Here is a 25,281-nt window from a genome sequence, read left to right on the forward strand (position 1 = left end):
TTTAGGTCCAAATGGGTTTTGATCCATGACATAACCTTTAAGCCTAAAATTCAATGCAGCATCTTGATGGAGAAACCATGATTCGATACTCGCGAGACACAATCACCTCCACCTAAAAGTTAAAGCGCTTTAACTTTTAAAACGCTTACATTTATTTTAAATGATTTTCTAATATTTGTAAATAGACCTTTCTGAGATTGAATCTAAAGTCCTGATTCGACATTTTGGTAGAGATCACCCCTCTCTACCCTAATTAATTCAATATCAAGCCTTCATTCACTCACGTATAGACGACTACTTGCTTCTTCGCAGGCATACAAAATCCCCTCAAGCTTCCAGTGCTTGAGAGGGATTTTATACGATCTCTTTTTTCACTATTGTCTATCATGTGGAGAGAATACCAAACTCCCATATAAGGAGCTATAATTCTATTATTTTCGTACCACTGTATATCCTTTATCTTTCAGCAACTTCACAATCCCATGATCACCCAAGTAGTGCGCTGCACCAACAACGATGAAATACTCTTCACCTTTGCCGTTTTTCAGGTAACCATCGATCTTATCAGCCATTCCAACATTACGGTCGATCAGCATTGCTTTGTTGTATTCTTCATCATCAGAGAAGCTGTTCGTCAGCTCCAACAGTTGTTCGTCATTCCCTGTCTTCCACATTTCGGCCATTTGATTCACGCTGTCATCCAACACATCGAAATTGTCCAAAGTCGCTTTCAATGTTTTCTCTTGCAGCTCCTTAGAGAAGTCATTGAACATTCCCAATTGAGATTGATAGGATTCCAATTCGATCACCGGAAGTTTGCGCTCGATTGCCTTCTGTATGAAGTATAGGTCAACCCCCGAAGAAGCTTCATAGCCCGCTTTCATGGATTTCAGGCTGGCCAGTGTGCTCTCCACTACCCAAGGCTTAAAGGTATCCAGTGCATTCGCTTCCAATCCATTCTTCTTCAAAATGTCTCCCACCTGAGCATACGTCTCGCTGGAGATGTGATCTTTCAGTGTTGTGCCATCCTGATACGAGCCCAGATCCAGAACAATCTTCTGCTGCGCTTCGTCAGCCGCTTTGCTGATATCAATCTCTACGCCTAAGTAATCCGCCTCGGTAAAGGCTTCTTCAAACTCTTCGCGCAATGGATAAAAGCTTTCATCCGCAATATGCATTGAGCCTACCAGATATACTGTGTTGCCATTGCTTTCGACTTCCCACATGAAGCCACGTCCACCGGTTTGAACAGTCTCTGTTTCGCCACCCTTAGAAACCAGCAGCACTGTGCGTGTAGCAGCATCCCAACAGACCTCATAACCAGTTGCATCCCCGACAATACGAATCGGCGCGTACGTTACGCCATTAATGCGTGTAAGCTTGCTCTTCAAAGTAATCGTCTTGCCGTTAACGACGGCTGTGATCGTATCATCTGTTGCTGTCGTCAGCTTCACATCCATTGCGTCCAACGTGGAGCGCAGCGGCACAAGTGTTGTTCCTTTATCGTTAATCGGTGCACCCGATGTGTATTCAACCGTTTCGTCATTCACCTTTACCGCTGTCTCTTGCGGAGAGGCCATAGCCGGTACTGCCGATGCGAGCAAACCTACCGAGATTGTCAGGGACAAGAGCATGCGTTTCCAGTTTTTCATATTATGTATTCTCCTTTAAGCAATATAGTAATTTGAATAAAAGATATTTGGATTATTATGAATTAAGCAGAGAAGATGCTCCTCTTTAAAGCATAGCACCTTCTCTGCTTTAATTACTCAAGCCAATTCCGCTCCAGATCATGAAGGTTCTATTGAACCACTAATTTAAAATTGAATACCCGTGTTCGTAAACTTGGATTAGATCTTATAAGCCTTCATCGCTTTGAACAATTCCTTGAACGTTGGGCGTTTACCATACATCAGCACACCTGTACGATAGATTTTCGCTGCGAGCCAGCCGAAGATCATTATAGATACCACGAGAATGGCCAGGGACGTCCAGATCTGCCAGGTTGGCGCAACGCCTGCCCCAATCCGTACCAGAATTGCCGTTGGCGATGTGAACGGAATGAAGCTTGCTACTTTCAACAACAGGATGTTCGGTGTAGCAATACTGAAAATTGCAATATAGAAGGAAACCAGGGACAACATCGTAATCGGCAGCACGGCCTGACCCAGTTCCTCTGTCCGACTCACCATGGAACCAATGGCCGCGAACATCACCGCATACAGGAAGTAACCCAGAATGTAGAAGATGAGTCCATATACAATGACTGCGACGTTCACATCACCCAGGTTCATGTTGAAATCACTCAATACATCGCGGTTATGCGGTAACAGCATATTTCCGGCAACTACTGCACCGAAAATACCGATTTGCAGCAAACCTACCATGAAAATACCGATGATTTTACCAAACATCTGACTGAGCGGAGATACACTCGTAATCAAAATCTCCATAATACGCGAGCTCTTCTCGGCTGTAATCTCGGAAGCAATCATATTACCTGTCATCATCGTTGATGTGAACAACAGGATAATCAGCAGATATACCACAATGTAGTTGATGCCACTCATGGTACCTTCCGACTCCGCTGCAGCTCCGCTTTGGCCAGAATCCAGGTTTTGCTCTGTCAGTTTTACCGGCGTACTGATGAGCTGTTTTTGTTCCGCCGTGAGTGTATCCTTCACCACGACATCCAGCTTCACAATTTGCAGTGCAGCTTCAATGGGTGCTATAACCTGCGGGGAGATATCATCGCTTGAATATAAGACCGGCTGTGGGAAATCTTGCCCAGCAACAGGTTCAAACTTTAGGTACCCATCCAAAACCTCCGACTCCACATCGGCTTTGAGTGCCGCTTCATCTTTACTCGCGTCGTTAACAAAACGATACGTCTGGTTGCCTTGTGCGGAGGAGTATGTCTCCAGCTTCTCGGCTACCTCCGTTTGTCCTTTACTCAGCAGACCGATATTTACCGGATTTGTGCTCGAGCCTCCACCGATGGGACCGCCATTAAATAAAGTAATGAAATATGGAATATTGAGTCCAATCGTAATTAAAAGTGCAAGTACAATAGTCGTCACCATGAAAGACTTCGTTTTTACTTTGTTTTTGAACGTAAATCCGATAATTGTCCCCATTTTATTCATTCGACTCACCTACCTCACGAATAAAGATTTGGTTAAGCGTTGGTTCCTTGATTTCAAAATGTTCAACGGTCGTCTGAGCCATGGCTGCTCTCAGAATTTCCTGAGCTGCTTCCATCTGACCAATATGGATCAGGTATCCACGCTCATTTTGCTCTACCTTTTTCACACCCGGCAGCTGTTCCAGACCGCCCACATTACCCGTGGTGCTCAAGAATACATGCTCACGTGGATAACGGCTCTTGATCTCCTTAATCTCTCCCTGCACAACGGTGTTGGAGCGATGCAGGATTGTTATCTGACGACATAATTCTTCGACGTGCTCCATACGGTGTGTCGAGAACAGAATGGCCGTGCCTTCGTCACGCAACTCCTTCACCGTGGATTTCAGCAATTCCACGTTCACCGGATCAAGTCCGCTGAAGGCTTCATCCAGAATGAGAATTTGCGGTCTGTGGACCACTGCGGCAATAAAGCCCATCTTCTGCTGATTCCCTTTGGATAGTTCCTCAATCTTTTTGTCGTAATACTCCGGCACTTCGAATCGATCCAACCAATACTTCAGGCTCTGATCCGCATCCTTTCCATTCATGCCGCGCAGACGGGCCAGATAGTTGATCTGTTCACTGACCTTTACCTTCGGGTACAAACCGCGCTCTTCCGGAAGATATCCCATAATCTGCTGCAATTCTTTGCTATAGGGTTTGCCGTTGTACTGGATACTTCCCCCGTCCGGGTGGATCAGCCCGAGCACCATACGCATCGTTGTTGTTTTACCAGCGCCGTTGGCTCCGAGCAGACCGTAAATCTCCCCTTCTTGTACATTAAGCGTCACACCATTAACTGCCGTTTTGTCTGCATATTGCTTGACTACCTGCTTCAATTCCAATCGGTTCATCATTTATCGTCTCCCTTCGGTTATTTCCACTGTACGGGTGCATACCCGGCAATCCAGAATGCCAAGACTTCATCCAATTCCAAGTTACGGATCTTCAATACCCGGTTATTTGCCAGCTCCAGCCTTTCCTGCGCTTCGCTGACCCGGGTTGTTATGACGCGAACCAGTCCTCTCTCTTCAGAGGAAGATTCCACAACCCCAGGGATACTCTCTGGTCGTAAATCTCCTTCATACCAGACTTCTTTCCACTGATCGAGCACCATATCTTTCTCGGCCATCCCCAGGGACTGACCACGGTGCATCAATACGATGTAATCTGCGAGCCTTTTGACTTCATCCGCAATATGTGTGGCAATCAGAATCGTGGTATCGCCCTCAGCCATGAAAGTACGGAACTGCTCGACCATCACTTTCCAGGCAAAGGGGTCCAGTCCGGATGAAGGCTCATCCAAAAGCAATAGTCTTGGGCGAGCTGCGATTGCAGCAGCGATTTCGAATTTCCGTCGTTCTCCCTTGGACATCTTGTTCAGCTTCACATCAACAGGTACTTCCATATCGTGAATCAGTTGGTTGAACAACTTCATATCCCAACGCGGGTACCAGTAGGCCCGAAAATCAGCTGCTTCCTGTGCAGTAATCCGGTTCTCTTCGAGCCCAGCGTTGTCAGCCACAAAACCGATCTGTTGTCTCAGTTCAATGGGAAGAGGCCCCTCATGTTCCTTCCCAAACCATATAATCTGCCCTGCATCAGGCAGTACCACTTGTTGTAACATGTTAAGAAGTGTGCTTTTACCTGAACCGTTATGACCGAGAATAGCAACTACATACCCTTCCGGGATGGTCAGATCGATCGGGCCAATAACTCTGCGTTTTCGCATTTTGGATACGCCGTTCAACTGAACTGCGATAGGTTCCATGTATGAATCACTCCCTCAATTCGAGTAAACAGCCCTCAGGACTTCCCGGAACAGACTCTCCAGTTCTTCTTCCGTACATCCTACCGATTTTCCGGACTGCACCGCTGCCTGCATTGCTTCCTGCGCGGCCTTCAATCGATAATTTTCTCTGTCGCCAGCTTCTACCTGGGCCACAAATGTACCTGTCCCCTGCTTCGTACGAAGCAGACCTTCATTCTCCAGATCCTGATAGACCCGTCTAACCGTTATAACACTGCAATTCAGTGATCCGGCGAATTCGCGAATGGACGGTAAATGTGTCCCCTCCCCCAACTGACCCGTAACAATTAACGATCTTAACTGATTTTCAATTTGGTGGTATAAAGGTTCAGCGCTATTTTCATTAATTTGAATGGGTATTTTCACATCTTGCACCTCGCCCTCCGGTACACTCCAGTCTGTTACCTGATCGTGCCGGTTTCATCCTATATTCATTTTTACGTTCATCCCTCATACCGTTAACTCAAATCCCGAGTGGAAAGTTTCTTCAGCGTCAACCGACTGAAAAGCCATAATCCTGCTATGCCAGCCACCAAAGCCACCCACATAATCGGGGAGAGCAACCCCCATGATTTACTCATATCAATTACAATCGAAAAACCGTAACGGCCCGACGTTCGAATCAGCAAGGATATGATGATTGTAAGCGGCAAGAACAGCGAACTGAGAAGCAAATATTTTTTACCACTGTGCAAAAACTCTCCGTAAATATATAAACCTGTCATGAGAAGTCCGTAACCTGTACAAGTTATACCAAAGGCCAGGTACTGATCCCACCGGAACCCTTCCTCTTGGAACCCGACAACGTACAGTGATCCATAGAAAAAGATACCATTATACGTAAACGCCATCAGAGACTGCTGAAGTCTCGACCACATCACTGTCTCGTTTGGAATAGGAAGTCTGCGATAGTAGGCCAACATCTGTGTATAGGAATCCTCCTGTATGTAACGGAAAGATCGTCTGCTGAACACGAATCCCTGAAATGGCACCATGATCAAAAAGAAAGTATCTACAACAGGATTAATGAAATCGGTCTTCTGTTGTCCTAATAACATCACACCACTCATGCCACCCGTGTATATCATAAAAATTGCAGTCCACAGCCATTGGAGCTTATCCTTTTTCATCTCACTGCGGGTCAACCACCACGCCTGCTTCCATGCGCTCATATCATTGCCTGCCTTTCCATCTCGACTGTGCTCACTGTATATATCAATATACACAGTATACAGACCACTCCCTATTCCCGTCAACTCCTTATTTTCCTGAATCAGGAAGAAAGGATGGGATTCACGTCAGAATCGTGGTCATCTGGCTCATTTTGCGGGATGAACCCAAGCGTCATGCTGCCAAAAAAGGCAGACATCGAGTTCGCCGTAACAACGGCTACACCGACTCTTCTCCGGCATACCCGGTCATTACCACCAATGATGACTCCTACACTCATCATTCCAAACATTCACACGATCACAAGCATCATGACAGTGATTCTTTTTCGGGATCTAATCACCATCACAGTAGCGATAGTGGAACCAGCAACGACAGTGGTGGAGATAGTGGCGGTGGGGACAGTGGCGGCGGTGGTGGAGATTAGGATAACTCCTCAAACCAAAAAAAGAGCTGTATCCGATATTGTGCGAACACAATTCGGAACAGCTCTTTCCTGTTTCCCGGCACCTGAATACTGAAGAGGTTTAATCCTTAAACGAGGTTGTAGCCACTTGGCAGGCTGCGATTACTGCGAATCGCACGAATTTCGTCCAAAGTAAGCCGTTGATTGGTGGAAATCAAAGATTCCACATCATTGCCACGAATCAGATCATCCAAATCTCTCAAGTTGGTGTTCCCACGAAAGACGCGGAATCCGCCTTGAAAGTTAGGTCTCGTAAACACAACCAACGTTGCATTCGAACTTGTCGAGAAGAAACGCAGGCTTTCTACCCCACCCAGGATGTTGTCCAGATTACGGAGACCCGTGTTACCACGGTATACCCTGCTTCTTCCACGATAATCCTCTTCTGAATACACCGTGAGACGTGGATACGTTTGACTTACATGGACTGTTTTTTTCATTTGTTTTCCCCCTCTCGAACTCATTCTATGAATGAATGCGAGAGGAAGCTTGGACCAATCCACGGGTGGATACATCCATTTTCATATTTTCAAAGAATTCAATTCATTGCATTAAACACCCAAAATGACTTCCCATACCGGACGAGTGTGTCCACCAGGATACAGCAGGTACAACAAAACGTATACAATAACGCCTGTGATAGCACTGCTAAACCAGATCATGGATGTAAATCTCCCCCAACGGCGATGTGTCTTGAATTTCTTTTTGAACCCAAGCACCAAAGTGGAAATCCCGAAGACCGCTGCCACCGTGGCAAGGATAATATGAAAGATCAGAAATATTCGATAGAAGATCTCCATTTCCGGGTCCCCACCCCAAGCCGTATTTCCGACAAAGATGGTACGAGACATATAAATGACAAAGAACAGAAGGGCAGCAATGGCCCCTGCAATCATCGCGGTTTGGTGCGCCTCCCGTTTGCCACGGATAATTAGCACCCAGCCAATTCCAACCAGCACTGCGCTAATCACAATGAAAGAAGTACTGATCGTGGGTAGCAGAAAATACATATCCATCGTGTGTTTCCCCCTCTTGTCCAAACAAAACTTGTGTTATTTCCCTGCAGGATTGAGCGGTCCTCCCGTATTCTCTACAGGGTACGGATCATCATCATCTTCCCGTTTTTCCTTGCGGTACCATTGGAAAAAGACATACGCCAGCATGGAGACGAAGATGCCTTCCTGTATGAATTTCATCAAAATACCGCCCACCTGCTGATCCTCCTTGGCAGAGGACAGAAAGTTGAAGAACGCCGGTCCACCGAACGATCGCAGCAATGCCGTAGAATCCCCGGATACACAATACCGCATCGCCTCAGCCCATACGGCAGGATTGCTGTAGGTCGCATACAAGGGTTCGGAAGCAAAAATAATCAGTCCACAAGCTGGTGTCAGAAGCACCATGTTCAGAAAAATAAAACCAATCTTAGACAGCCCCGACGCTTGTCTCCCTTCCGGCAACGGATTGAGCAGCGTCCACCACATCAGCATGGAAGTAATGAAAAGTACAATGTAATACAAACGGTGAACCGTAAAATTTAACATCACGTAATCATGTACCACGGGTAGATGATATAACGAGAACAACCCGTTAAACAGCACAGCCGCCACGATCGGATGAGCCAAAAAAGATAACTGCCGTGTCGGCAGCCACCGGATGATTCCGCGCCATACCCAGAGGGGCAATCCCTTCATCAGTAGCGGTGGCGCTACCAGATAGGACAGAGCCATACTCACCATATGGAAGCTGAACATCACATGACCCAGCAGATTGAATGGCCCCGCTTGTGCAAGATACAACACGGTAAGCCCAGTAATAAACATCATTTTCTGTGCAGCCGTGGCCTGATCTGCCCCCTTGATCCGCTCACTGAATGGACCAACGAGCACTAGATAAGCTGCAGCAATGAGCAAAAACAATGCCATAATAAGTGGACTCCATAAATCATTGAAACTAAAATATTGCAACCCGAGCATACGGGAAACCTCCCCGTGACCTGATTTGGTTGTTGCTTGAATCCATTGACTGATTGATTCGCCTAAAAGGGGAAAAGACGGCGACACTGCGCCGCCGCCATCTCTTTTACCACCAAACCCAATAGAGTGCCATAATGATGCACGTAAAAGCTACGAAAAATCCGAAGCTCATGAACAGGATCGGCATTAAATGCCCTTTATCCTTCAAGTGCATCCAGTAACCGAGCTGTACAAACACCTGAAGGATCGCCATAACCACCAATATAATAATGGTAAAGGTCGTATTGACTCCTCCCGCGGCAGCAGCCGCGAACGCAATTAGCGTCAGGACAATCGAGAAAATAAAAACAACGACGTGTTTCTGTGGACCTTCCGCCCGGTGACGATGCTTCACAGGCTGCTGATCACTTTTATCCTGTACCGACATGTGTTACCCCACCTTTCCGAGCAGGTACACGACCGTAAAGATAAACACCCAGACCACGTCAATAAAGTGCCAGTACATTGCGGAGACGTATACTTTAGGTGCAGTTACGACCGTTAATCCTTTTCTGAACAGTTGCCCGATAATGAGCCCAATCCACATAATACCGAATGCAACGTGAGCTCCGTGGAACCCAACCAGCGTGTAGAACGCTGAACTGAATGCACTTGTAGTCATGCCGAACTCTTTATGTTTCACATATTCATAGAACTCGTAGATTTCCAGACCGAGGAATCCAAGACCCAGTACAACGGTAATGCCAAGCCAGAGAGCAAGAGCATTGCGTTTCCCCTTATGCATAGCCTGGATGGCAAATACACTTGTCAAACTGCTGACTAAGAGAATAAAGGTTGCTGCAGCCACGAGTGGCAGATGAAACAATTCATTCGCCGTCGGTCCGTCATTCGTTTGGCCACGGAGGGCCAAAAAGGTTGCGAAGAGGGTTCCGAACAATACGGTCTCGCCGCCAAGGAACAACCAGAAGCCGACAAGCTTGTTGCGTCCTTCCAGCGTTGCTTTCTCCGGCTCATGCGGCAATTTGCCGTTTACCGGTTCGGCATGTGGAGTTGTCATGTTCTAACCCCCTTCTCATCCTGATCCTCCGGTTCAATATGCCAGCCATGATCATCATAGAGTGACCGCAGCGCCATCGCACCAAATGTAATCAGAAGGCCAATAATGACTACAATGTAATTATTAAACAATCCGTTCATAAACGCATTGCCAAAATCATCTTTGCTGAACATGAGACCAAGTCCGGCAATGAATATACCGACGGACATAACAAACGGCAGTGGAGTCGCTGACGGCATATGGATCGAACCTACAGGTTCAGCCGGTGTCATCTCCGTATGTCCTGCCATCTTTTCTTTCCAATACGCATCAATTCCACGTACCAGAGGAGTCTGCTTAAAGTTGTATTCCGGTGGCGGAGATGGGATTGACCATTCCAACGTACGACCATCTTCCCACGGATCATTCGGCGCATCAACTGGTTTTCTCGTTGTAATCACGATGTTCACGAGGAACATGATGACCCCAACACCCATTAGGAATGCACCAACAGAACTGACCAGGTTAAGCAGGTCAAAATCCTGGTTCGGCAAGTATGTAACGATCCGGCGCTGCATCCCCATCAAACCAAGGAAATGCTGTACGAAGAACGTTAATTGGAAACCGATCATGAATGTCCAGAAGGTCCACTTTCCGAGCGTTTCGCTCAAGACGCGACCGAACATCTTCGGCCACCAGTAATGTAGTCCCGAGAACAAACCTAGCACCAATCCACCAACGATAACGTAATGGAAGTGAGCCACAACAAAGTACGTATCATGGAACTGGAAATCCGCAGGCGCTGAGGCCAGCATGACACCAGTAACCCCGCCCATAACGAAGGTTGGAACGAATCCAACAGCAAACAGGTTTGCTGCCGTAAAACGAATCTGTCCGCCCCACATCGTAAAGAGCCAGTTAAATATTTTGATCCCTGTTGGTACAGCAATCAGCATGGTTGAGATCGAGAACAATGCATTGGCGACTGTTCCCAGACCTGTCGTAAACATGTGATGCGCCCATACCATGAATCCTAAGAAGGCAATCAGGATGGTCGCAAATACCATGGAGCTGTAACCGAATAATCTTTTACGTGCAAAGGTTGGAATAACCTCCGAGATAATACCAAAAGCCGGCAAGATGAGAATGTATACTTCCGGGTGCCCGAAGATCCAGAAGATATGCTGCCAGAGTACCGGGTTACCGCCACCTGCAACATCGAAGAAATTGGCTCCCAGTATACGGTCAAACGTTAACAATACAAGTCCTACCGTAATGGCAGGGAATGCAAAAAGAATGATGGCTGATGTAATAAATGTGGTCCAGGTAAACATCGGCATCCGCATATAGGACATTCCCGGCGCACGCATCGTAATGATGGTCGCGAGAAAGTTAATGCCCCCGATGAGTGTCCCTAGACCGGCGATCTGGAGACCTATCGTGTAGAAATCCACACCGTGCGTCCCACTGTACTCGCTGCCAGAGAGTGGCGTGTACGAAGTCCAGCCGGCATCCGGTGCCCCTCCCATCAACCAGCTCAGGTTCAAGAGCAGTCCGCCAAACAGGAACGTCCAGAAACCAAGCGCGTTAACAAAAGGGAAAGCAACGTCCCGTGCCCCAATTTGCAAAGGTACAACGGCATTCATAAGTGCAAAAATAATAGGCATAACACCAAGGAAAATCATCGTTGTTCCGTGCATCGTAATCAATTCGTTGAAGACCTGTGCCGACACAAAATCATTCATCGGTTTCATTAACTGAATCCGAATCAAAATGGCTTCAATGCCGCCGATTCCGAAGAAAAATCCACCCGCAATCAAATAGAGAACGGCGATTTTTTTGTGATCGACGGTGGTGATCCAATCCATCAAGCCCCTATACCGCTTGACGCTATGAGCATGAGCCAAGGTTGTGTACCCCCTTCTTCGTCCTTGCTGTTCTATTCATAGTCCAATTTGTAGTTGGCCAGATATTCGGCAATTCCGTCGATTTCTTCATCTGTGAGTCCAAGGTCTTTCGGATTAGGCATTGTATTGCCCGGCTTCACGGATTGTGGATCATGGAGCCATTCTTTCATGTTATCCAGCACCGGATTACCGTCTTCCTGGCCTTCGCCCTGATTCAGCAGAATACCTGCCACGGATTGCTTGCCGCCGATACCTGTAAGGTTAGGCGCAACGGGCCCGCCCTGATCCCCAACTGCATGGCAAGAAAGGCAGTTCGTTTTGAACTTCTCAGCCAATTGGGTATCTTCCGGAAGTACCGCCGGGGCTTTCATTTCGTTAACCCATTTGTCAAAGGATTCCTGACTGACCGCTTTTACCTTGAATTCCATGAAGGCATGCGACCTGCCGCATAATTCAGCACATTTGCCTCGGTAAACGCCTTCATTTGGCGCCGAGAAGCTGAACTTGTTAAGCGTTCCATCCGGGTTTGTGTCCATTTTACCCGCAAGTGACGGCACCCAGAAGGAGTGAAGCACGTCAGCGGTTTTCAATTCGAATGCGATTTTCTTTCCGGTCGGGATGATGAGATCTTGAGCGGTGGTTACGTCATATTGAGGATAAGTGAATTCCCACCAGTACTGATGCGAGGTGACTTTGACCTGAATTGCATTTTTGTCGTTGGACAGATCTTCGCCTTGGGCAAAAATCGTTTTTACCGTCGGTACTGCCAGAACAATTACGAGCAGCAACGGAATGGCTGTCCATATTACTTCCAGCTTGAAATTACCTTCAACCTGTTCGGGCATTTCATTCTGCCCGGCTCGTCTGCGAAACCGGATCAACACATACGCAGCAATAGCAAATACAATGATGAGCACCACGATCATAATCGCAATGGACAGCTTCATCAGATCATATTGGCCTTGCGCCACAGGACCCTGAGGTTTCATTACCGACAAGTCTTCCCGCCCGCATGCGGATAGCAGCAAAGAGAACACCGCCAGCAAGGGGAGAATTCGCTTTGCAACCTGCCACTGTTTCATCATTGATCTACCCCACTTTTTTAACATTTTCGTAGATTGCCGTTGTCGCCCAAAATAAACTTAATTCAGTTCATTTCAGCACGATACACGTAATCCTGTCCGACATACAGAACGCTTACAAAAATAACGCTTCCACCACTCCCGTCATTTCCTGCTAAGGGCATGTCTGCGCATTCTTCCAATTCATTCTATATGGTTCAATCACTTATTAAATATAAGTTGAGGGTATGATTTTGTCAATCTTTGGACACATGTTCACAAATTGTTCACTATATGTAAAAAACCGCACCACAACTTGATTTGTAACCGATTTCAGTTAAAAATATTACTCTCTACTTTTGAAAATTTTTGCCAAATTTCGGTGATGAAATTGATTTTTTTGCCGATTTTTCTCACATTGAAAACATGCAGTATTATGCAAAACAGAAAAGCCTGCATCAGCTTGTTTCTCTTACAACTACTGGAAGCCGCAGTAAAGCTCCATACCGCTCCCTTATAGAACCAAACGGCATGGAGCCTGAACCTATTGTGTATCCCTTACACCGTATGCAGCACCCTTACCAGCTTGCCATAGATACAGCGTCTAAGTCCCGTCAGTTAGTATAAGAGGACCATCACTTGTTATGGCTACCGTATGCTCATACTGGACGCCCCAGCTTCCATCCACTGTTCTCACCGTCCAGCCATCCTCATCCCATACAACTGCTCCAGAGCTGCCTTTCGTAAATATAGGCTCAATCGTAATGACCATGCCCTCTGTCAGCATCATGCCCGTCCTGCGTTTCCCGTAAGGGAGGACATTCGGGGGTTCATGGATGTATTGACCGATCCCATGACCAATAAGAGGCTTCACAATCCCGTAACGATACAGCCTCGCTGTCCGTTCAATCGCGTTACCGATATCCCCCAGCGTATTTCCTGGCACTGCCTGTGCTATCGCCTTATGAAGCGCCCTTTCCGTTCGATTCATTAGTTTGCGTATGGACCTGCGTTGTTCACCGATCCCATACGTCCATGCAGAATCGGCAAGCCAGCCGTCTTTGTTCACCACCATATCAATGGTCACCACATCGCCTTCGACCAGTTTCCGGTCATTAGGGAAGCCGTGGCAAACCACTTCATTAACTGAAGCGCATGTAGCGTAAGGATAACCTTTGTACCCCTTTTGCTCAGGTGTAGCTCCTCTTTCAGCCAAAAAAACCTCCACCCGTTCGTCAATATCTCCTGTCGTTACACCGGGGGCCAACCAATTTTCAATATGCTCGTGACAGCTTCGCAGGATTCGTCCTGCTTCCCGCATGTAGCCAATCTCTTCTTTCGTTTTCAAAATAGGGTCCACATGCATTCATCCTTCCTGCCATATGTGTACTTCCATGTATATGCAGCAGGAACGGAACAAAGCCCCCAAAAGTGGAGCGAAGCTCTACAGCTAATTCTGTTTTCTTTTAGATGAAAGGTTTACACGTTGGAAATATGTACATATCATTTTTCAATCAAAAAAAACCGTCTGCCGGAGCTTAACGCCCGGGAGACGGTTCTATTCATATCGGAACAGTATAATCAGAGTTGTGTGTGTTTCAGGACACGGAAGAATCCATCTTGACAAGCTCATGCTCAACCACAGAAGTCAATTCTTCCTCGTATCCACCCGTAATCCGGTATTTTCTCACGTACTCCTTCACGAATTTTTTTGGATCTTTAGGACGGAAAATCCGAGTCATTTCCCTCAAACTTTCTTTGACCTCATTGTGACCTTTCGTTGCCATTGTAATTCCCTCCCAAAACGTTGAAAGTGAATGCTCCGTTTAGAGAATGCCGAATAAGTCTTAAATGCCATCCATGAAGTTGTGTGCGCGGCTCAAAGCAAGCTTTAGGTCGGGAACCCTTGCTTAAGCAAGTACCTGACACTATAAATACCCGATATGATTCGGTGTGAATCATAATCTTATTGTAGCATATTCGGAAGTATCTGACGACTTGACGATTTTACCTAATATTTATAACGGTTTTTATGCCCAAAAAGTTTAATTCCGAATCATATGTTATAAATACGATACTTCTATACGGAATTAATATATCCAGCATAACACTGAACTATTCGGGGGATATTATCACGGACAACCCATACAGTTAAAATACTGGGATCTAAGGAGGCGTTGTTTTATGGATCAGAAAGATAAAGAAATGCTGCCCCTTTCGCATGAAAAGGTGGAAGTGGACGGAATATATACCAACGAAGCCGGACAAGAAGAACATCTGCATCGCGGACAACAATTCCCGGCCGATCCCGTTCTCGGCAAGACGGAATGGGAACTGACGGAATTCACTTTTGACAACCATCACGAAGGTCGTACCGACGAGCGTTTGGTTCCTAAAGAGAATGATACCGATAAGATTGGCAAGACCACACATCCACGCAGACATTTCCAGCGGGGTGACCGTTAAGTTATATAATGAGGCAAGGAAAGGGGCATGTTCCAGGGCAGTATTAGGAACATGCCCCTTTTAAGCTAGCAAAGATACATTTCGTCCCATCCGGTTCAGTTCTGTCCACCTCCTTCATAACCTAGTTAAAAAGGACAAAGGAGGCTGGACCGAATGTCCCCCATGAAATCATCAAGCGGTCTGGATGAAAATATTGCCGGCATGCTCTGTTATCTGTTCACTTTTGTAGGTGGAATCGTCTTTCTGGCTGTAGAAAAACGAAGCAGATTCGTTCTGTTTCATGCACTTCAATCCGTCACGGTATTTGGCCTCATTATGGTCGGTCATGTGTTGTGTGCATTCCTCCCACTGTTTGGGCCACTGCTGGCATCGCTATTGTCCTTGCTTGGTGTGGTGGTCTGGCTTCTCATGGTGGTGACCAGTCTGCAAGGCAAATGGCTTAAGCTGCCGTGGGTCGGAGACTTTGCAGAGAAACAGATGCGGCATCTGTAAGATGTAACGTTTCTATCGGCTTCATCTCAAAGTAATTCATCATGTGAGTCTACATAATAATCCATCTTGTTTTTGGCAAAAAAAAGAAAAAACACCGGATCTCCTGCTCTCTAACGAGCAAGGTCTCCGGTGTTCCGTTTATTATGCCTTCAATAACGATTAACAGGATAGATGATTCATCCCCTGAATAGTTCAGGCCGTTTAACTTTTTTATTCACAACATTTATTATTCAATCCATGAGGAATTTAAAGTTAACATAATATACATGTTGAAGGCATCGGGTAATAACAACGATGATTTCAGTTCTTTACTTTTTACGCCGACTTGCCGTTATCTCCAAGGATCACATCCGCTTGACGTTCAGCCATTTTGGCAGCCCTTGCTTGAGTACCCAGACCATTAAAGAGCAAATTCATGAAAATGGCCGTAAAGCTACCTGCAATAATTCCGTTACCGAGCATAATCTGTGCCCAGTCCGGCGCACCTGCGAACAATTGAGGCACAACCGTTACACCCAGACCCATGCCTACAGAGCAGGCGATGATGAACAGGTTCTCATGACGGTTCAAATCAACCTGGCTGCCCAGAATACGAATACCTGACGATACCACCATACCGAACAATGCAACCATGGCCCCGCCAAGAACAGAACCTGGAACAAGCTGCGCCAATGCAGCAATCTTCGGTACAAAGCCGATAACCACAAGCAGTCCACCCGCTACAACGATAACATCACGCGTTTTGACACGAGTCATCTGTACAAGCCCTACGTTTTGTGAATAGGTCGTGTAAGGGAATGAGTTGAAGATACCACCCAGCACAATCGCCAAACCTTCTGCACGGTAGCCACGAGCCAGATCTTTGGAGGACAGGTCTTTATCCAAAATTTTGCCAAGAGCCATGAATACACCCGTGGATTCAGCTACGCTGACAATCGCCACCAGAATCATGGTCAGAATCGGCACAATCTCAAACGTCGGTGTACCAAAGTAAAATGGCTGCACGACATGAAACCAGCTCGCTTCGCGAATTGGCGCAAAGTTAACTTCACCCATAAGCCCTGCTGCCACTGTGCCCACGAGAAGGCCGATCAGCACCGAGATAGAACGAACGAATCCTGTCGTGAACCGTGTCATCAGAATGATGAACACCAATACGCCGAATCCGAGCAGAAGATGAACACCACTGCCAAAATCTTCTGCGCCCTGACCGCCGCCGAGATCGTTGAACGCAACCGGAATCAGGGTCAGACCAATAATGGTTACTACTGATCCAGTGACGACTGGCGGGAAGAGCCGAATCAATTTGCCAAAAATGCCCGAGAACAATACAACGAATATCCCTGAAGCAATGATCGCACCATAAATGGCAGACACACCGCTCTTCATCCCAATTAAAATCATCGGTGATACAGCCTGGAATGCACAACCAAGCATGACGGGCAGCCCCACTCCGAAGAAACGATTGCCCCATACCTGAAGCAGTGTTGCCACACCACAGGCGAGCAGGTCAATCGCAATCAGATAGGTCAACTGCTCCGTAGTAAAACCAAGGGCCTTGCTGACAATAATCGGTACAACGACAGCTCCTGCATACATCGCAAGAACGTGCTGGAGACCCAGAGAAAAGGTTTTGATCGGGTGACGATGCCGCTGAAAAATACGTTCGCGTGCCATATTAGATCGTGACCTCCTCGTCCGCAAACGTAACTTGTCCGTCTGATAACGCCCCGATGCGAACCAGCGATTCCACACGGTATCCTGCTTCTTTCAGCAAGCGGCCTCCTGGTTGGAACGCCTTTTCAATCACGATGCCAATACCAACCACTTCAGCACCTACTTGCTCCACAATGCGGGCCAGACCAAATGCTGCCTCGCCATTGGCCAGAAAGTCATCGATGATCAGTACACGGTCACCAGGCTGCATGAACTTCTTCGCAACTGTAATTTCATTGGTCTCCTGCTTCGTAAAGGAGTACACTTTCTCAACCAGAATGTCTTCCGTGAGTGTAAGTGACTTCTGCTTCCGTGCAAAAATAAGCGGCACGTTGAGTTCCAGCGCAGTCATGATGCCTGGTGCAATCCCTGAGGATTCAATCGTCAGTACACGTGTAATGTTCTCCCCTTCAAAACGACGGATGAACTCCTTACCGACTTCCTTCATCAAAACCGGGTCCATCTGGTGGTTCAGGAATGAATCCACTTTGAGTACCTGCTCGGACAGGACAATGCCTTCCTGTATTACCTTGTCTTTTAACAATTGCATCGTAATTCTTCCCCCTGTGCGCCCTCCCGTACAGAAGCCTGCATGACCTCGATCCCCTCTGTAAAAAAACAAAAAGCCCGCCTTTTTACACGCTGCGGAAAAACCGGAGACGGGAAAAGACGGACTTGTACATATGTGGACAAGCCGCATGGATACTGCAAGTGTAGTGTAATGGAAGAGCATGATAACAGGATAACTCAGAGCAAACCTCACTCCCTATTCAAGAAGGGATATGAAGCTACTTGAACATCCTTTTTCAGACATACTGCCCGATAATCATCTCTCTCCATACCTTAACAACGTTGCAGGATCTTTCCCGTAGTCCGATCATTCCGGTGATCGGGTAGAAACATGCAGGCCTATTCCTGCACATATACGAGTCGGCATATTAAATTTTTAGAGCTCCATGATTCGTTACAATGTATGATCGCGAACCTGAATGTAAAAGTATGAACGGAACTGATAATGTTAGAAGTATACCGAATCGGCGCTGTGAAATAAAGAAGTATTTTCATGGAAGTTGCGGAAACTTGTCTTAATTTGCATTAAAGGGATGATTGCTGCGGTTTTTTTATGTACAATATGAGAACGGAAGCGCGTGTCCGAACGGAGAATCGATGGAAACGCCGCCTGTATTATGAATATATTTGGTAAAGGAGATTTGCAGACATGAAAGGCGTACTAAAGGAATTTAAAGAATTTGCTGTACGTGGCAACGTCATCGATTTGGCAGTAGGTGTCATAATCGGGGCTGCTTTTGGTAAAATTGTCACGTCCCTCGTGAATGATATTATCATGCCACCGGTAGGTAAACTGCTTGGGGGTGTTGATTTCAGTCAGAAAATCATTAATCTGGATTGGGATATGAAAACTGCCAGTGGACAGGAGATCACAACTCTCGCTCAAGCCAATGAGGCTGGCGCTACGGTGATTGCATATGGGCAGTTCATCAACGTGATGATTGATTTTCTCATCGTCGCTTTCTGTATTTTCATGCTGGTGAAGGGTATCAATTACATCAAAAGCAAAGAACACAAAAAGCCCGAGCCGCAAAAAACGACCAAGGCTTGCAAATATTGTCTGTCCGAAATTCCGGCTGCGGCTACTCGCTGTTCGCACTGTACTTCAGAGCTGGAAGCTGAAGGTAACGGCGCAACGGCTTAATCGTTTCCATGCTTGAAGTGCATCAGAATTTACAGTGTACCCAAACTCTCTATAGAGAACAGTAGTGGATAATTGTTAATATATAAAGGCTTATGTAAAAAAACTCCTGCTTGATCTGTCCGTCATGCTTCTTCATCCGTGTTGTTGCAATCCCGCACGGAGCGGGTGGAATCAAATCGGCAACCACATGAAAGGTCTCACCGTAAAGGTGGGGCCTTTCTTTATCTCACAAGCAGGTATGTTGCTCTAATGTCATTATTATCTTACGCTCACCATGCTTACAAACTAGAATCGACGCGGCAACAAGTGCTCCAAAATCGACTTCAAATCCCGATCTTCCTTATAAACCTCTTCCCCGGTATCGAGCTCTGTTACCCGGATATAATCAAAATTCATCGACGCATCCACAGGTTTAAACAACAATTGGCTCTCGTCTTCCAGACGTACGTTGAATCCCATATCCTTAAACATCGTTGTTAGCTGGCTATTCGCCGGTTCCTGACCTTGCCCTACCATAATCAATCCTCTAAGACTTTTACGTTCCTGAGGTTGCGGATAAATGACCTGAAAGTGTACAATGCATTCCATAAGATGGTTCCCCTTTCGTTTAAAACATACTTTGTGAAATTTTGAACTTTAAAACTTGCTATATAAGGAGATACGTATCATGACCCCAGAACGTTTCGATATTTACGACGATCAGCAAAATTGGATAGGTACAGAGCTGCGCAGCGTGGTTCATGCCAAGGGATTCTGGCACCGTTCATTCCACTGCTGGATCGTGCGGGACGAAGGCTCACAGCGGTTGGTTCTATTTCAGCGAAGACGGGATATCAAGGATACCTTCCCCGGATGTTACGACATTACCGCAGCAGGGCATCTCACAGCAGGCGAACAGCTGCATGAAGCCAGTCGTGAGCTGGAGGAAGAACTGGGCGTGCAAGCACCTTTTGAAACGCTGACCTACCTGTTGACAGCAAGACAGCAACTTGAAGGGCAGGTTCGCGGTGTACCTTTTATTGATCGGGAATTCAGCTCTGTCTTTGGACTGTGCTTAAACCAGCCTCTCGAAGCCTATACCTTGCAGGCAAGTGAAGTCGACAGTCTATATGAAGTGCCTCTGGATGACCTGATTGCCTTGTTCCGTGGCGAAACCCATGTGATTCAAGCCGCGGGAGTGCAAGCCGTGCAGTCAGCGTCCAATCAGGTGGATCAGGCAAATAGTAGCTCTGTTCCTCTTCACGTTCAAACACGTCACATGCGCGAGATTAGAGCAGCCGAGTTCGTGCCACACGGTACGGAATATTATATCGATGTACTTGAAGCGTTAGTTCACGTGCCCAAAAACTAACCAATTTTGCCTATGATAAAGTTACGTTCATAGCTTCATTTTCTCAAAAATAGCATGAATTCATACCCTATTACATTAGCTCAACAGGGAACATTTGCTGTGATGAATATCACTGCTTCTGTTAACTAGCAAGAAGAGGCGTCTGCCTCATGGCAACGCCTGCTTCCTTTAAGCATGTATTTTGGAGTTCATAGGATATCTGAAGGTACCGACCAATAACGTGCTGACAGGTTTTGGTATCGAGGCCCGTATCGAGACTCCAGTTCCTCCCCCATGTCCTGCTCCAGTTCATACAACACCAATTCCTGAGCAAAATGATTCAACAGCAGTCCGGTCATGACCGGATGTTCTGTCACCATCGCCTGAGTGGCGCAAGATTCTCCGCGCATCCCTAACATGCACCAACGACGATCTACCACTAAAGAGAACTTCCGGCCATTCCCTGCTCCGTATGAAGGCAAACCAGGACAAGGAGCGGGCTGATCCATAATACCCTCTCCACCATCACATGACCATAACAGGCGCACACCTCGATCTTCGGCACGCTGCAAGTCGGCACGCAACAGCTCTGCTTCCTCACGCCACACGTCCACCACAATCTCATATTTGGCTTCAGCCAGTTCCCGGCTCAGGTTTTCAAATACATTCTTGTCGCCTTCAATGTTGTAAAAGACCGGCTTCTCCGGCTCATGCTGCGGCATACTGCTCTGCACATATTCAAGAGATGCGCGCATCTGACCGGAGATCATGCTTGTCATCTCCTCAGGCTTCAAGACGCTGTATTTCGCAGGTTCTCCTGCGCTGCAACGCAGGAATCCCCGCTGTTCCAGCCGTTGCAGGGTGGCATATACATTGGAACGGGACACACCCAGCCTTTTTGCAACCTCATAACCCGAGGCCGAGCCTTGGCGAGCGAGTTCCACCATAATTTTAGATTCCATCTCGGTAAACCCCAGATGACGCAAATGATGCAGCAGTTGGTCCATATTCCCGTCCCCCCATGCTGTAAGCAACCAGCGCTGCCACACATTGATTCGGCAGCGCTTCTACTGCATCAAATCTGTTCTGCTCCGCAGCGTGGGCACCATTTCGAACCTTTGGGCAGCTCTGCTGTACAAATCTGACAATTCACCATTTCGCGTGGCACTTCCGTCTGTACGTCCACCGTGTTCACGATCGGATTATTTTCTTTCCAGTACCGAATGCGCTCATCCAGCTCCTGCTGGCGCTCGCGCTCCCGTTGCATTTCTTCATCCCGACGGCGTTCCCACTCGGCATCGAACGCTTCCTTTTCCTCTTGGGTAAATTCCGTACTGTTATATTCGGATTCGGTCTCCAGGTCCGCAATGGACGGAATTACCGTGTGATATGGCTCAGCTTCCTCCAGTTCCTCTTCAGCTGGCGCATCATAGATTGGTCCCTCCGGGCTTTGGGCCACAGCTGCTTCCTGTCTCGCAGGGTTTGTCGCCCCTACAGATGCTGCTGCGGGTTTGAATTCACCCAACTTGCGTCCGCATTTCGGACAGAAGTTGGCATCCAGTGAAGCGACGTGTCCACACTCGCATAAGCGCTCATTTTTGAGTTGTGCAATCTTGTTGCGCAGACCATCGATCTCATCCTGCAATTCATCGCACAATCCCGATAGATCCACCATCTCTTTTTCGGCACGCGTCATGTCCTGTGCGCGATAACCTTCATAGAAGATACGACCCATATCTGTAAAATGGACTTCCTGTTCCTGCTGCAAGCCCACAATCTGATTATTTATTTTTCCGATTTCAACGGCGTGCTGGGCACGCTCTGTTGCTTTGTTTGCTCCGTTCTTAATTCGCTGAAGCAGTTTCATGACTTCTCCTCCTCTGTCCCGTCAGAGTTGAACCTTTTGATTCAACACCCATTTGTTCCAAAACTCATTTTCAGTTGATTTTTTTTATAGTATATAACTTATACGATATCATGCCAAAAAGTTGCGGAATCTCGCGTGAATGCCCGTTTTCTGCCGATGCTGGATGAATTCGGGGGCTTTCGTCAGGACCATACGTTCGGGTATAATGAAGCTTTGGCCCTACTGATCCGCCTACTTGGGCGGTTATCCCTATCATACCAATTTACAATGTGATTGTGAAAAGGGCAAATGAATTACTTTTAAGCAGGGATAGTCCTATCCCTGAATGCATATAGAGGTGGATGAATGATGTTAAGTCCGAACTCAACGTTTTACCCCCGTCCGCTCGGGGTTACCCCGGCGGCATCACTGCCCCAGTCCCCTTCAGCTCCGCTGGAGACCAGTAGGCAGCTCGTTGCCAGCGATGAACGGGATGCGCCTTATTTCCGCTCTCTGGAAGAGGTAGGCATCCGTCTGAACGGACCCCAGATCTCAGCGGTTCGCCACGGCAAAGGACCCCTGCTGACTCTCGCAGGAGCAGGCTGCGGCAAAACAACCGTACTGGCTGCACGAGCCGGCTACCTGATGGAGGTTAGTGGTGCTCACGCGGGAAGCATCCTGCTGGTGACGTTCACGAACAAAGCTGCCACTGAGATGAAAGACCGCATCGCATCGCTGCCTGGCATTCGTCCCGCAGCCGCACGAGCGGTGCAGGCCCGTACATTCCACTCGTTCGCGTTGACGCTGCTGCGTCATTACGGCGTGCAGGAGGAGATTTTTGGCGAGTCTCGTGCGCAGCATACGGTGCTCAAGATGCTTCTGCGTCAGAATGGCATGAGTGAGGCGTTTCAGCCTGAGAGTCTGCTAGCTATGCTATCCGCTTGGAAAATGCAAGGTTCAGAAACGAGCGATCTTCCCGAAAAATCACAGGAGGAACGGGATGCCAAACGTGTTCTCCTTGGTTATGAAGCCTGGAAGCGGGATCGCAACAAAATGGATTTTGATGATATTTTGCTGCGAGCTGCCGCTCTGCTTCGTGATCCTGCTGTACTGGGACCTCTTCAGCAACGTTTTCAGTACATCATGGTCGATGAGTTCCAGGATACGAATAGTCTGCAATATGAGATTGTACAAAAACTGGCTGCCGCCCACCGCAACCTGATGGTTGTGGGAGACGATGACCAGACGATCTATACGTTTAATGGGGCACGGCAGGAATCCATTTTGGAATTCGATAAAGTTTACCCCGGTGCACGCATCGTGACGCTGGATATCAATTACCGCAGCGATGCGCGTATTCTGGGACTGGGCAGCGAATTGGTCGCCCGGAACAAACGAAGACGTGACAAGCGGCTGCGCGCAGCCGGACATCGTGGAGATGCTCCAAGGTTCGCCACCCCCTCCAATACCGAGGAAGAAGCAGCTTGGGTTGTTAACCAGTTGTGTCAGCAAGTTGAGGAAGGTCTGCATACCTATCGGGATATCGCGATCCTGCACCGGACAGCCAGCAGCAGTCGGGCTATATTTGAGCAGCTTGTGTTGAAAGATGTGCCATTTGTACAACATGGTGCTTCCCCGGTCTTCTATGACCAGTCACTGATTCGACCGTTAATGGATCATATGCGCTTGTCACTGAACCCACGCGCTGTAGATGCTCTGCCAAGTACGCTGGGGCCTCTCTATGTATCCCGCGATGCCGGATTGGAGTGGATTCAGCGCAGTGAAGAGCAGCAAGCGAAGAAATATCCGCTCATTCATCTGGCCAAATGGGACAAGCTGAAGCCTTTTCAGCAGGAACAGGTCAAGGAGCGCATCAAGCTGATCAAATCACTGACGAAGCTGAAACCAGTGATCGCGATCCAGGAGATGCGGCGCCAGTTTTACGACAAATATATGGAAAGCGGTGATCCAAGCATCTTTACCCATTATAAGGAAACGATGCTGGAGACACTGGACGAATTCGAAGCTGCAGCCAAAAAATTCGAAACCGTTGAAGAGTTCATCCAATTCGCCGATGAACTGTCCCGCAGACACCGCGAGATGGAATCACTGCGCCGTTCACAGGACAGCGATGCAGTCCAACTGATGACGATTCACCGGGCCAAGGGACTTGAATTCCCATGTGTATACTGGATCGGTGCCAGCGAAGGAATCGTACCTCACAGCACGGCACTGCGGCAGGATATCCCTGAAGACCAGAAGGCTGCTCTTACCGTACAGCAGACCGATGCCGAACTGGACATGGCTCTGGAAGAGGAGCGACGACTCGCCTATGTCGCAATCACACGGGCCAAACAGTATTTATACATCACTTCTCCCGCCAGTCATCACGGAAAACCGGCGGACGTTTCCCGCTTTCTGCTGGAGGCCTTCGGCATGGAGGTACCAGACAAACGCAAAAACCGCGAGGAAAGCCAGACTGGCAATCACGCGTCATACGGCAGCGGTAGCAGCAACTGGAAGGGGAACGGGAACACGAATGGTAAAGCTAACGGCAATGAGAGTAGAACTAGAAATGGAAATGCAGCATACGCCCGTTCAGGTTCGCGGCTACAGGGACGCGATGCAGTGAGTCCAGTTGAGCGTGGTGCAGATCAGCGCAGCGCGATCCGTCAAAGTGATCGGCGTGATTTTGAAGTACTCGATGAACGAGACGAGGATCGTCTCAGTGAGCGGCGCGGCAGCGGGGTTATTCGCAATCACACGGCGTTCAGCACCACGGGTGTGAATCAGGCAGCTTCGTCCTCCAACAGTTCGGGGTCGCAATCTTCAGGTACAGAACGTACAGAAACCGTAGCGATCTGGAAGTGCAGTTCTTCCACCTGCAAAGCATGGCTGCGCCAGAAACCGGATGGTCCTTCAGCCAAGGTATCCAAAAAGACGGCGTCTGGCCCCCCGGCTTGTCCGCTATGTTCAGGCACCATGGAGGCCGGTACCCGTAAGGTTCCCGTAACTGGGCGGTTCGGAAGATGAACAATTGCCATTCGTTTCAGGACGCTTCCTGCTGTTTATTAACAGTAGAAGCGTCTTTTTTCCATTTTAGA

General features: G+C 47.7%; 26 protein-coding genes and 1 riboswitch. Of the genes, 6 read left to right on the top strand and 20 right to left on the bottom strand.

Features of this window, described 5'->3' with window-relative positions; all coding sequences use genetic code 11:
* Positions 1-431: 431 nt before the first annotated feature.
* From BUA17_RS20900 to BUA17_RS20925, 6 genes are all read right to left on the bottom strand, one after another.
* Positions 432-1,652 (bottom strand): TraB/GumN family protein, encoded by a 1,221-nt coding sequence (locus tag BUA17_RS20900; RefSeq protein ID WP_072734877.1) that lies wholly within the window; start codon positions 1,650-1,652, stop codon positions 432-434.
* 198 nt (positions 1,653-1,850) lie between these two features.
* On the bottom strand, positions 1,851-3,146 hold the full coding sequence (locus BUA17_RS20905) for an ABC transporter permease (protein ID WP_072734878.1): 1,296 nt from the start codon (positions 3,144-3,146) through the stop codon (positions 1,851-1,853).
* The gene (locus BUA17_RS20910; RefSeq protein WP_064642929.1) at positions 3,139-4,041 is read right to left on the bottom strand and encodes an ABC transporter ATP-binding protein; all 903 of its coding nucleotides are present in this window, start codon (positions 4,039-4,041) and stop codon (positions 3,139-3,141) included. Before BUA17_RS20910 ends, BUA17_RS20905 begins: the two co-directional genes overlap by 8 nt.
* A gap of 20 nt (positions 4,042-4,061) precedes the next feature.
* On the bottom strand, positions 4,062-4,958 hold the full coding sequence (locus BUA17_RS20915) for an ATP-binding cassette domain-containing protein (RefSeq protein ID WP_063567903.1): 897 nt from the start codon (positions 4,956-4,958) through the stop codon (positions 4,062-4,064).
* Positions 4,959-4,973: 15 nt separating this feature from the next.
* Positions 4,974-5,363: a GntR family transcriptional regulator gene (locus BUA17_RS20920; RefSeq protein WP_072735004.1), complete on the bottom strand. Its 390-nt coding sequence runs from the start codon at positions 5,361-5,363 to the stop codon at positions 4,974-4,976.
* Positions 5,364-5,455: 92 nt separating this feature from the next.
* Positions 5,456-6,169 (bottom strand): hypothetical protein, encoded by a 714-nt coding sequence (locus BUA17_RS20925; protein WP_072735005.1) that lies wholly within the window; start codon positions 6,167-6,169, stop codon positions 5,456-5,458.
* A gap of 134 nt (positions 6,170-6,303) precedes the next feature.
* Between BUA17_RS20925 and BUA17_RS20930 the strand changes: the two genes are divergently transcribed.
* A complete protein-coding gene (locus tag BUA17_RS20930) occupies positions 6,304-6,594 on the top strand; it encodes a hypothetical protein (protein WP_139295707.1) in 291 nt (96 codons plus the stop codon).
* A gap of 107 nt (positions 6,595-6,701) precedes the next feature.
* On the opposite strand, the gene BUA17_RS20935 is transcribed toward BUA17_RS20930, so the two are convergent.
* From BUA17_RS20935 to BUA17_RS20975, 9 genes are all read right to left on the bottom strand, one after another.
* Positions 6,702-7,073 carry a hypothetical protein gene (locus tag BUA17_RS20935; RefSeq protein ID WP_063567901.1) on the bottom strand — a complete coding sequence of 124 codons (372 nt, stop codon included), beginning with the start codon at positions 7,071-7,073 and terminating at the stop codon, positions 6,702-6,704.
* 111 nt (positions 7,074-7,184) lie between these two features.
* Positions 7,185-7,649 (bottom strand): DUF420 domain-containing protein, encoded by a 465-nt coding sequence (locus tag BUA17_RS20940; RefSeq protein ID WP_024632131.1) that lies wholly within the window; start codon positions 7,647-7,649, stop codon positions 7,185-7,187.
* Positions 7,650-7,685: 36 nt separating this feature from the next.
* Complete coding sequence (gene ctaG / locus BUA17_RS20945; protein ID WP_072734880.1) at positions 7,686-8,609, bottom strand: cytochrome c oxidase assembly factor CtaG; 924 nt, start codon at positions 8,607-8,609, stop codon at positions 7,686-7,688.
* 106 nt (positions 8,610-8,715) lie between these two features.
* Entirely contained in the window at positions 8,716-9,036 is a 321-nt protein-coding gene (locus BUA17_RS20950; RefSeq protein ID WP_063567899.1) for a cytochrome C oxidase subunit IV family protein, read from the bottom strand.
* A gap of 3 nt (positions 9,037-9,039) precedes the next feature.
* The gene (locus tag BUA17_RS20955; RefSeq protein WP_063567898.1) at positions 9,040-9,666 is read right to left on the bottom strand and encodes a cytochrome (ubi)quinol oxidase subunit III; all 627 of its coding nucleotides are present in this window, start codon (positions 9,664-9,666) and stop codon (positions 9,040-9,042) included.
* Complete coding sequence (gene ctaD, locus BUA17_RS20960) at positions 9,663-11,552, bottom strand: cytochrome c oxidase subunit I (RefSeq protein ID WP_063567897.1); 1,890 nt, start codon at positions 11,550-11,552, stop codon at positions 9,663-9,665. The genes BUA17_RS20955 and ctaD overlap by 4 nt, the downstream gene beginning before the upstream one ends.
* A 32-nt stretch (positions 11,553-11,584) precedes the next feature.
* Positions 11,585-12,637: a cytochrome c oxidase subunit II gene (gene coxB / locus BUA17_RS20965; RefSeq protein WP_063567896.1), complete on the bottom strand. Its 1,053-nt coding sequence runs from the start codon at positions 12,635-12,637 to the stop codon at positions 11,585-11,587.
* A gap of 580 nt (positions 12,638-13,217) precedes the next feature.
* A complete protein-coding gene (gene map / locus BUA17_RS20970) occupies positions 13,218-13,979 on the bottom strand; it encodes a type I methionyl aminopeptidase (protein ID WP_072734881.1) in 762 nt (253 codons plus the stop codon).
* Between the two features lie 232 nt (positions 13,980-14,211).
* A complete protein-coding gene (locus BUA17_RS20975; RefSeq protein WP_017690840.1) occupies positions 14,212-14,400 on the bottom strand; it encodes a hypothetical protein in 189 nt (62 codons plus the stop codon).
* A gap of 397 nt (positions 14,401-14,797) precedes the next feature.
* Between BUA17_RS20975 and BUA17_RS20980 the strand changes: the two genes are divergently transcribed.
* Both BUA17_RS20980 and BUA17_RS20985 read left to right on the top strand, forming a co-directional pair.
* Entirely contained in the window at positions 14,798-15,079 is a 282-nt protein-coding gene (locus BUA17_RS20980) for a hypothetical protein (protein WP_064642492.1), read from the top strand.
* A gap of 153 nt (positions 15,080-15,232) precedes the next feature.
* On the top strand, positions 15,233-15,571 hold the full coding sequence (locus tag BUA17_RS20985; RefSeq protein ID WP_063567894.1) for a DUF4870 domain-containing protein: 339 nt from the start codon (positions 15,233-15,235) through the stop codon (positions 15,569-15,571).
* A gap of 315 nt (positions 15,572-15,886) precedes the next feature.
* On the opposite strand, the gene BUA17_RS20990 is transcribed toward BUA17_RS20985, so the two are convergent.
* Both BUA17_RS20990 and BUA17_RS20995 read right to left on the bottom strand, forming a co-directional pair.
* Positions 15,887-17,248 (bottom strand): nucleobase:cation symporter-2 family protein, encoded by a 1,362-nt coding sequence (locus BUA17_RS20990; RefSeq protein ID WP_063567893.1) that lies wholly within the window; start codon positions 17,246-17,248, stop codon positions 15,887-15,889.
* A 1-nt stretch (position 17,249) separates the two neighbouring features.
* Positions 17,250-17,837, bottom strand: a complete 588-nt coding sequence (locus tag BUA17_RS20995) for a xanthine phosphoribosyltransferase (RefSeq protein WP_024632141.1) — start codon at positions 17,835-17,837, stop codon at positions 17,250-17,252.
* Between the two features lie 299 nt (positions 17,838-18,136).
* Positions 18,137-18,236: riboswitch (purine riboswitch) on the bottom strand.
* Between the two features lie 270 nt (positions 18,237-18,506).
* On the opposite strand from BUA17_RS20995, the gene mscL reads away from it, so the two are divergent.
* Positions 18,507-19,001 carry a large conductance mechanosensitive channel protein MscL gene (gene mscL, locus BUA17_RS21000; RefSeq protein ID WP_072734882.1) on the top strand — a complete coding sequence of 165 codons (495 nt, stop codon included), beginning with the start codon at positions 18,507-18,509 and terminating at the stop codon, positions 18,999-19,001.
* 285 nt (positions 19,002-19,286) lie between these two features.
* Here mscL and BUA17_RS21005 read toward each other — a convergent pair whose 3' ends face one another.
* The gene (locus tag BUA17_RS21005) at positions 19,287-19,589 is read right to left on the bottom strand and encodes a hypothetical protein (protein WP_063567890.1); all 303 of its coding nucleotides are present in this window, start codon (positions 19,587-19,589) and stop codon (positions 19,287-19,289) included.
* Positions 19,590-19,668: 79 nt separating this feature from the next.
* Between BUA17_RS21005 and BUA17_RS21010 the strand changes: the two genes are divergently transcribed.
* Positions 19,669-20,352 carry an NUDIX hydrolase gene (locus tag BUA17_RS21010; protein WP_063567889.1) on the top strand — a complete coding sequence of 228 codons (684 nt, stop codon included), beginning with the start codon at positions 19,669-19,671 and terminating at the stop codon, positions 20,350-20,352.
* A gap of 188 nt (positions 20,353-20,540) precedes the next feature.
* Here BUA17_RS21010 and BUA17_RS21015 read toward each other — a convergent pair whose 3' ends face one another.
* Both BUA17_RS21015 and BUA17_RS21020 read right to left on the bottom strand, forming a co-directional pair.
* Complete coding sequence (locus BUA17_RS21015) at positions 20,541-21,338, bottom strand: TrmB family transcriptional regulator (protein ID WP_072734883.1); 798 nt, start codon at positions 21,336-21,338, stop codon at positions 20,541-20,543.
* A gap of 68 nt (positions 21,339-21,406) precedes the next feature.
* Positions 21,407-22,198 carry a zinc ribbon domain-containing protein gene (locus BUA17_RS21020; RefSeq protein WP_064642520.1) on the bottom strand — a complete coding sequence of 264 codons (792 nt, stop codon included), beginning with the start codon at positions 22,196-22,198 and terminating at the stop codon, positions 21,407-21,409.
* 348 nt (positions 22,199-22,546) lie between these two features.
* On the opposite strand from BUA17_RS21020, the gene BUA17_RS21025 reads away from it, so the two are divergent.
* Entirely contained in the window at positions 22,547-25,210 is a 2,664-nt protein-coding gene (locus tag BUA17_RS21025) for a UvrD-helicase domain-containing protein (RefSeq protein WP_072734884.1), read from the top strand.
* Positions 25,211-25,281 lie beyond the last annotated feature (71 nt).

Origin of the sequence: Paenibacillus sp. ov031 (assembly GCF_900143165.1) — a bacterium.
In the GTDB taxonomy this organism is placed as follows: Bacteria; Bacillota; Bacilli; order Paenibacillales; family Paenibacillaceae; genus Paenibacillus; species Paenibacillus marchantiae.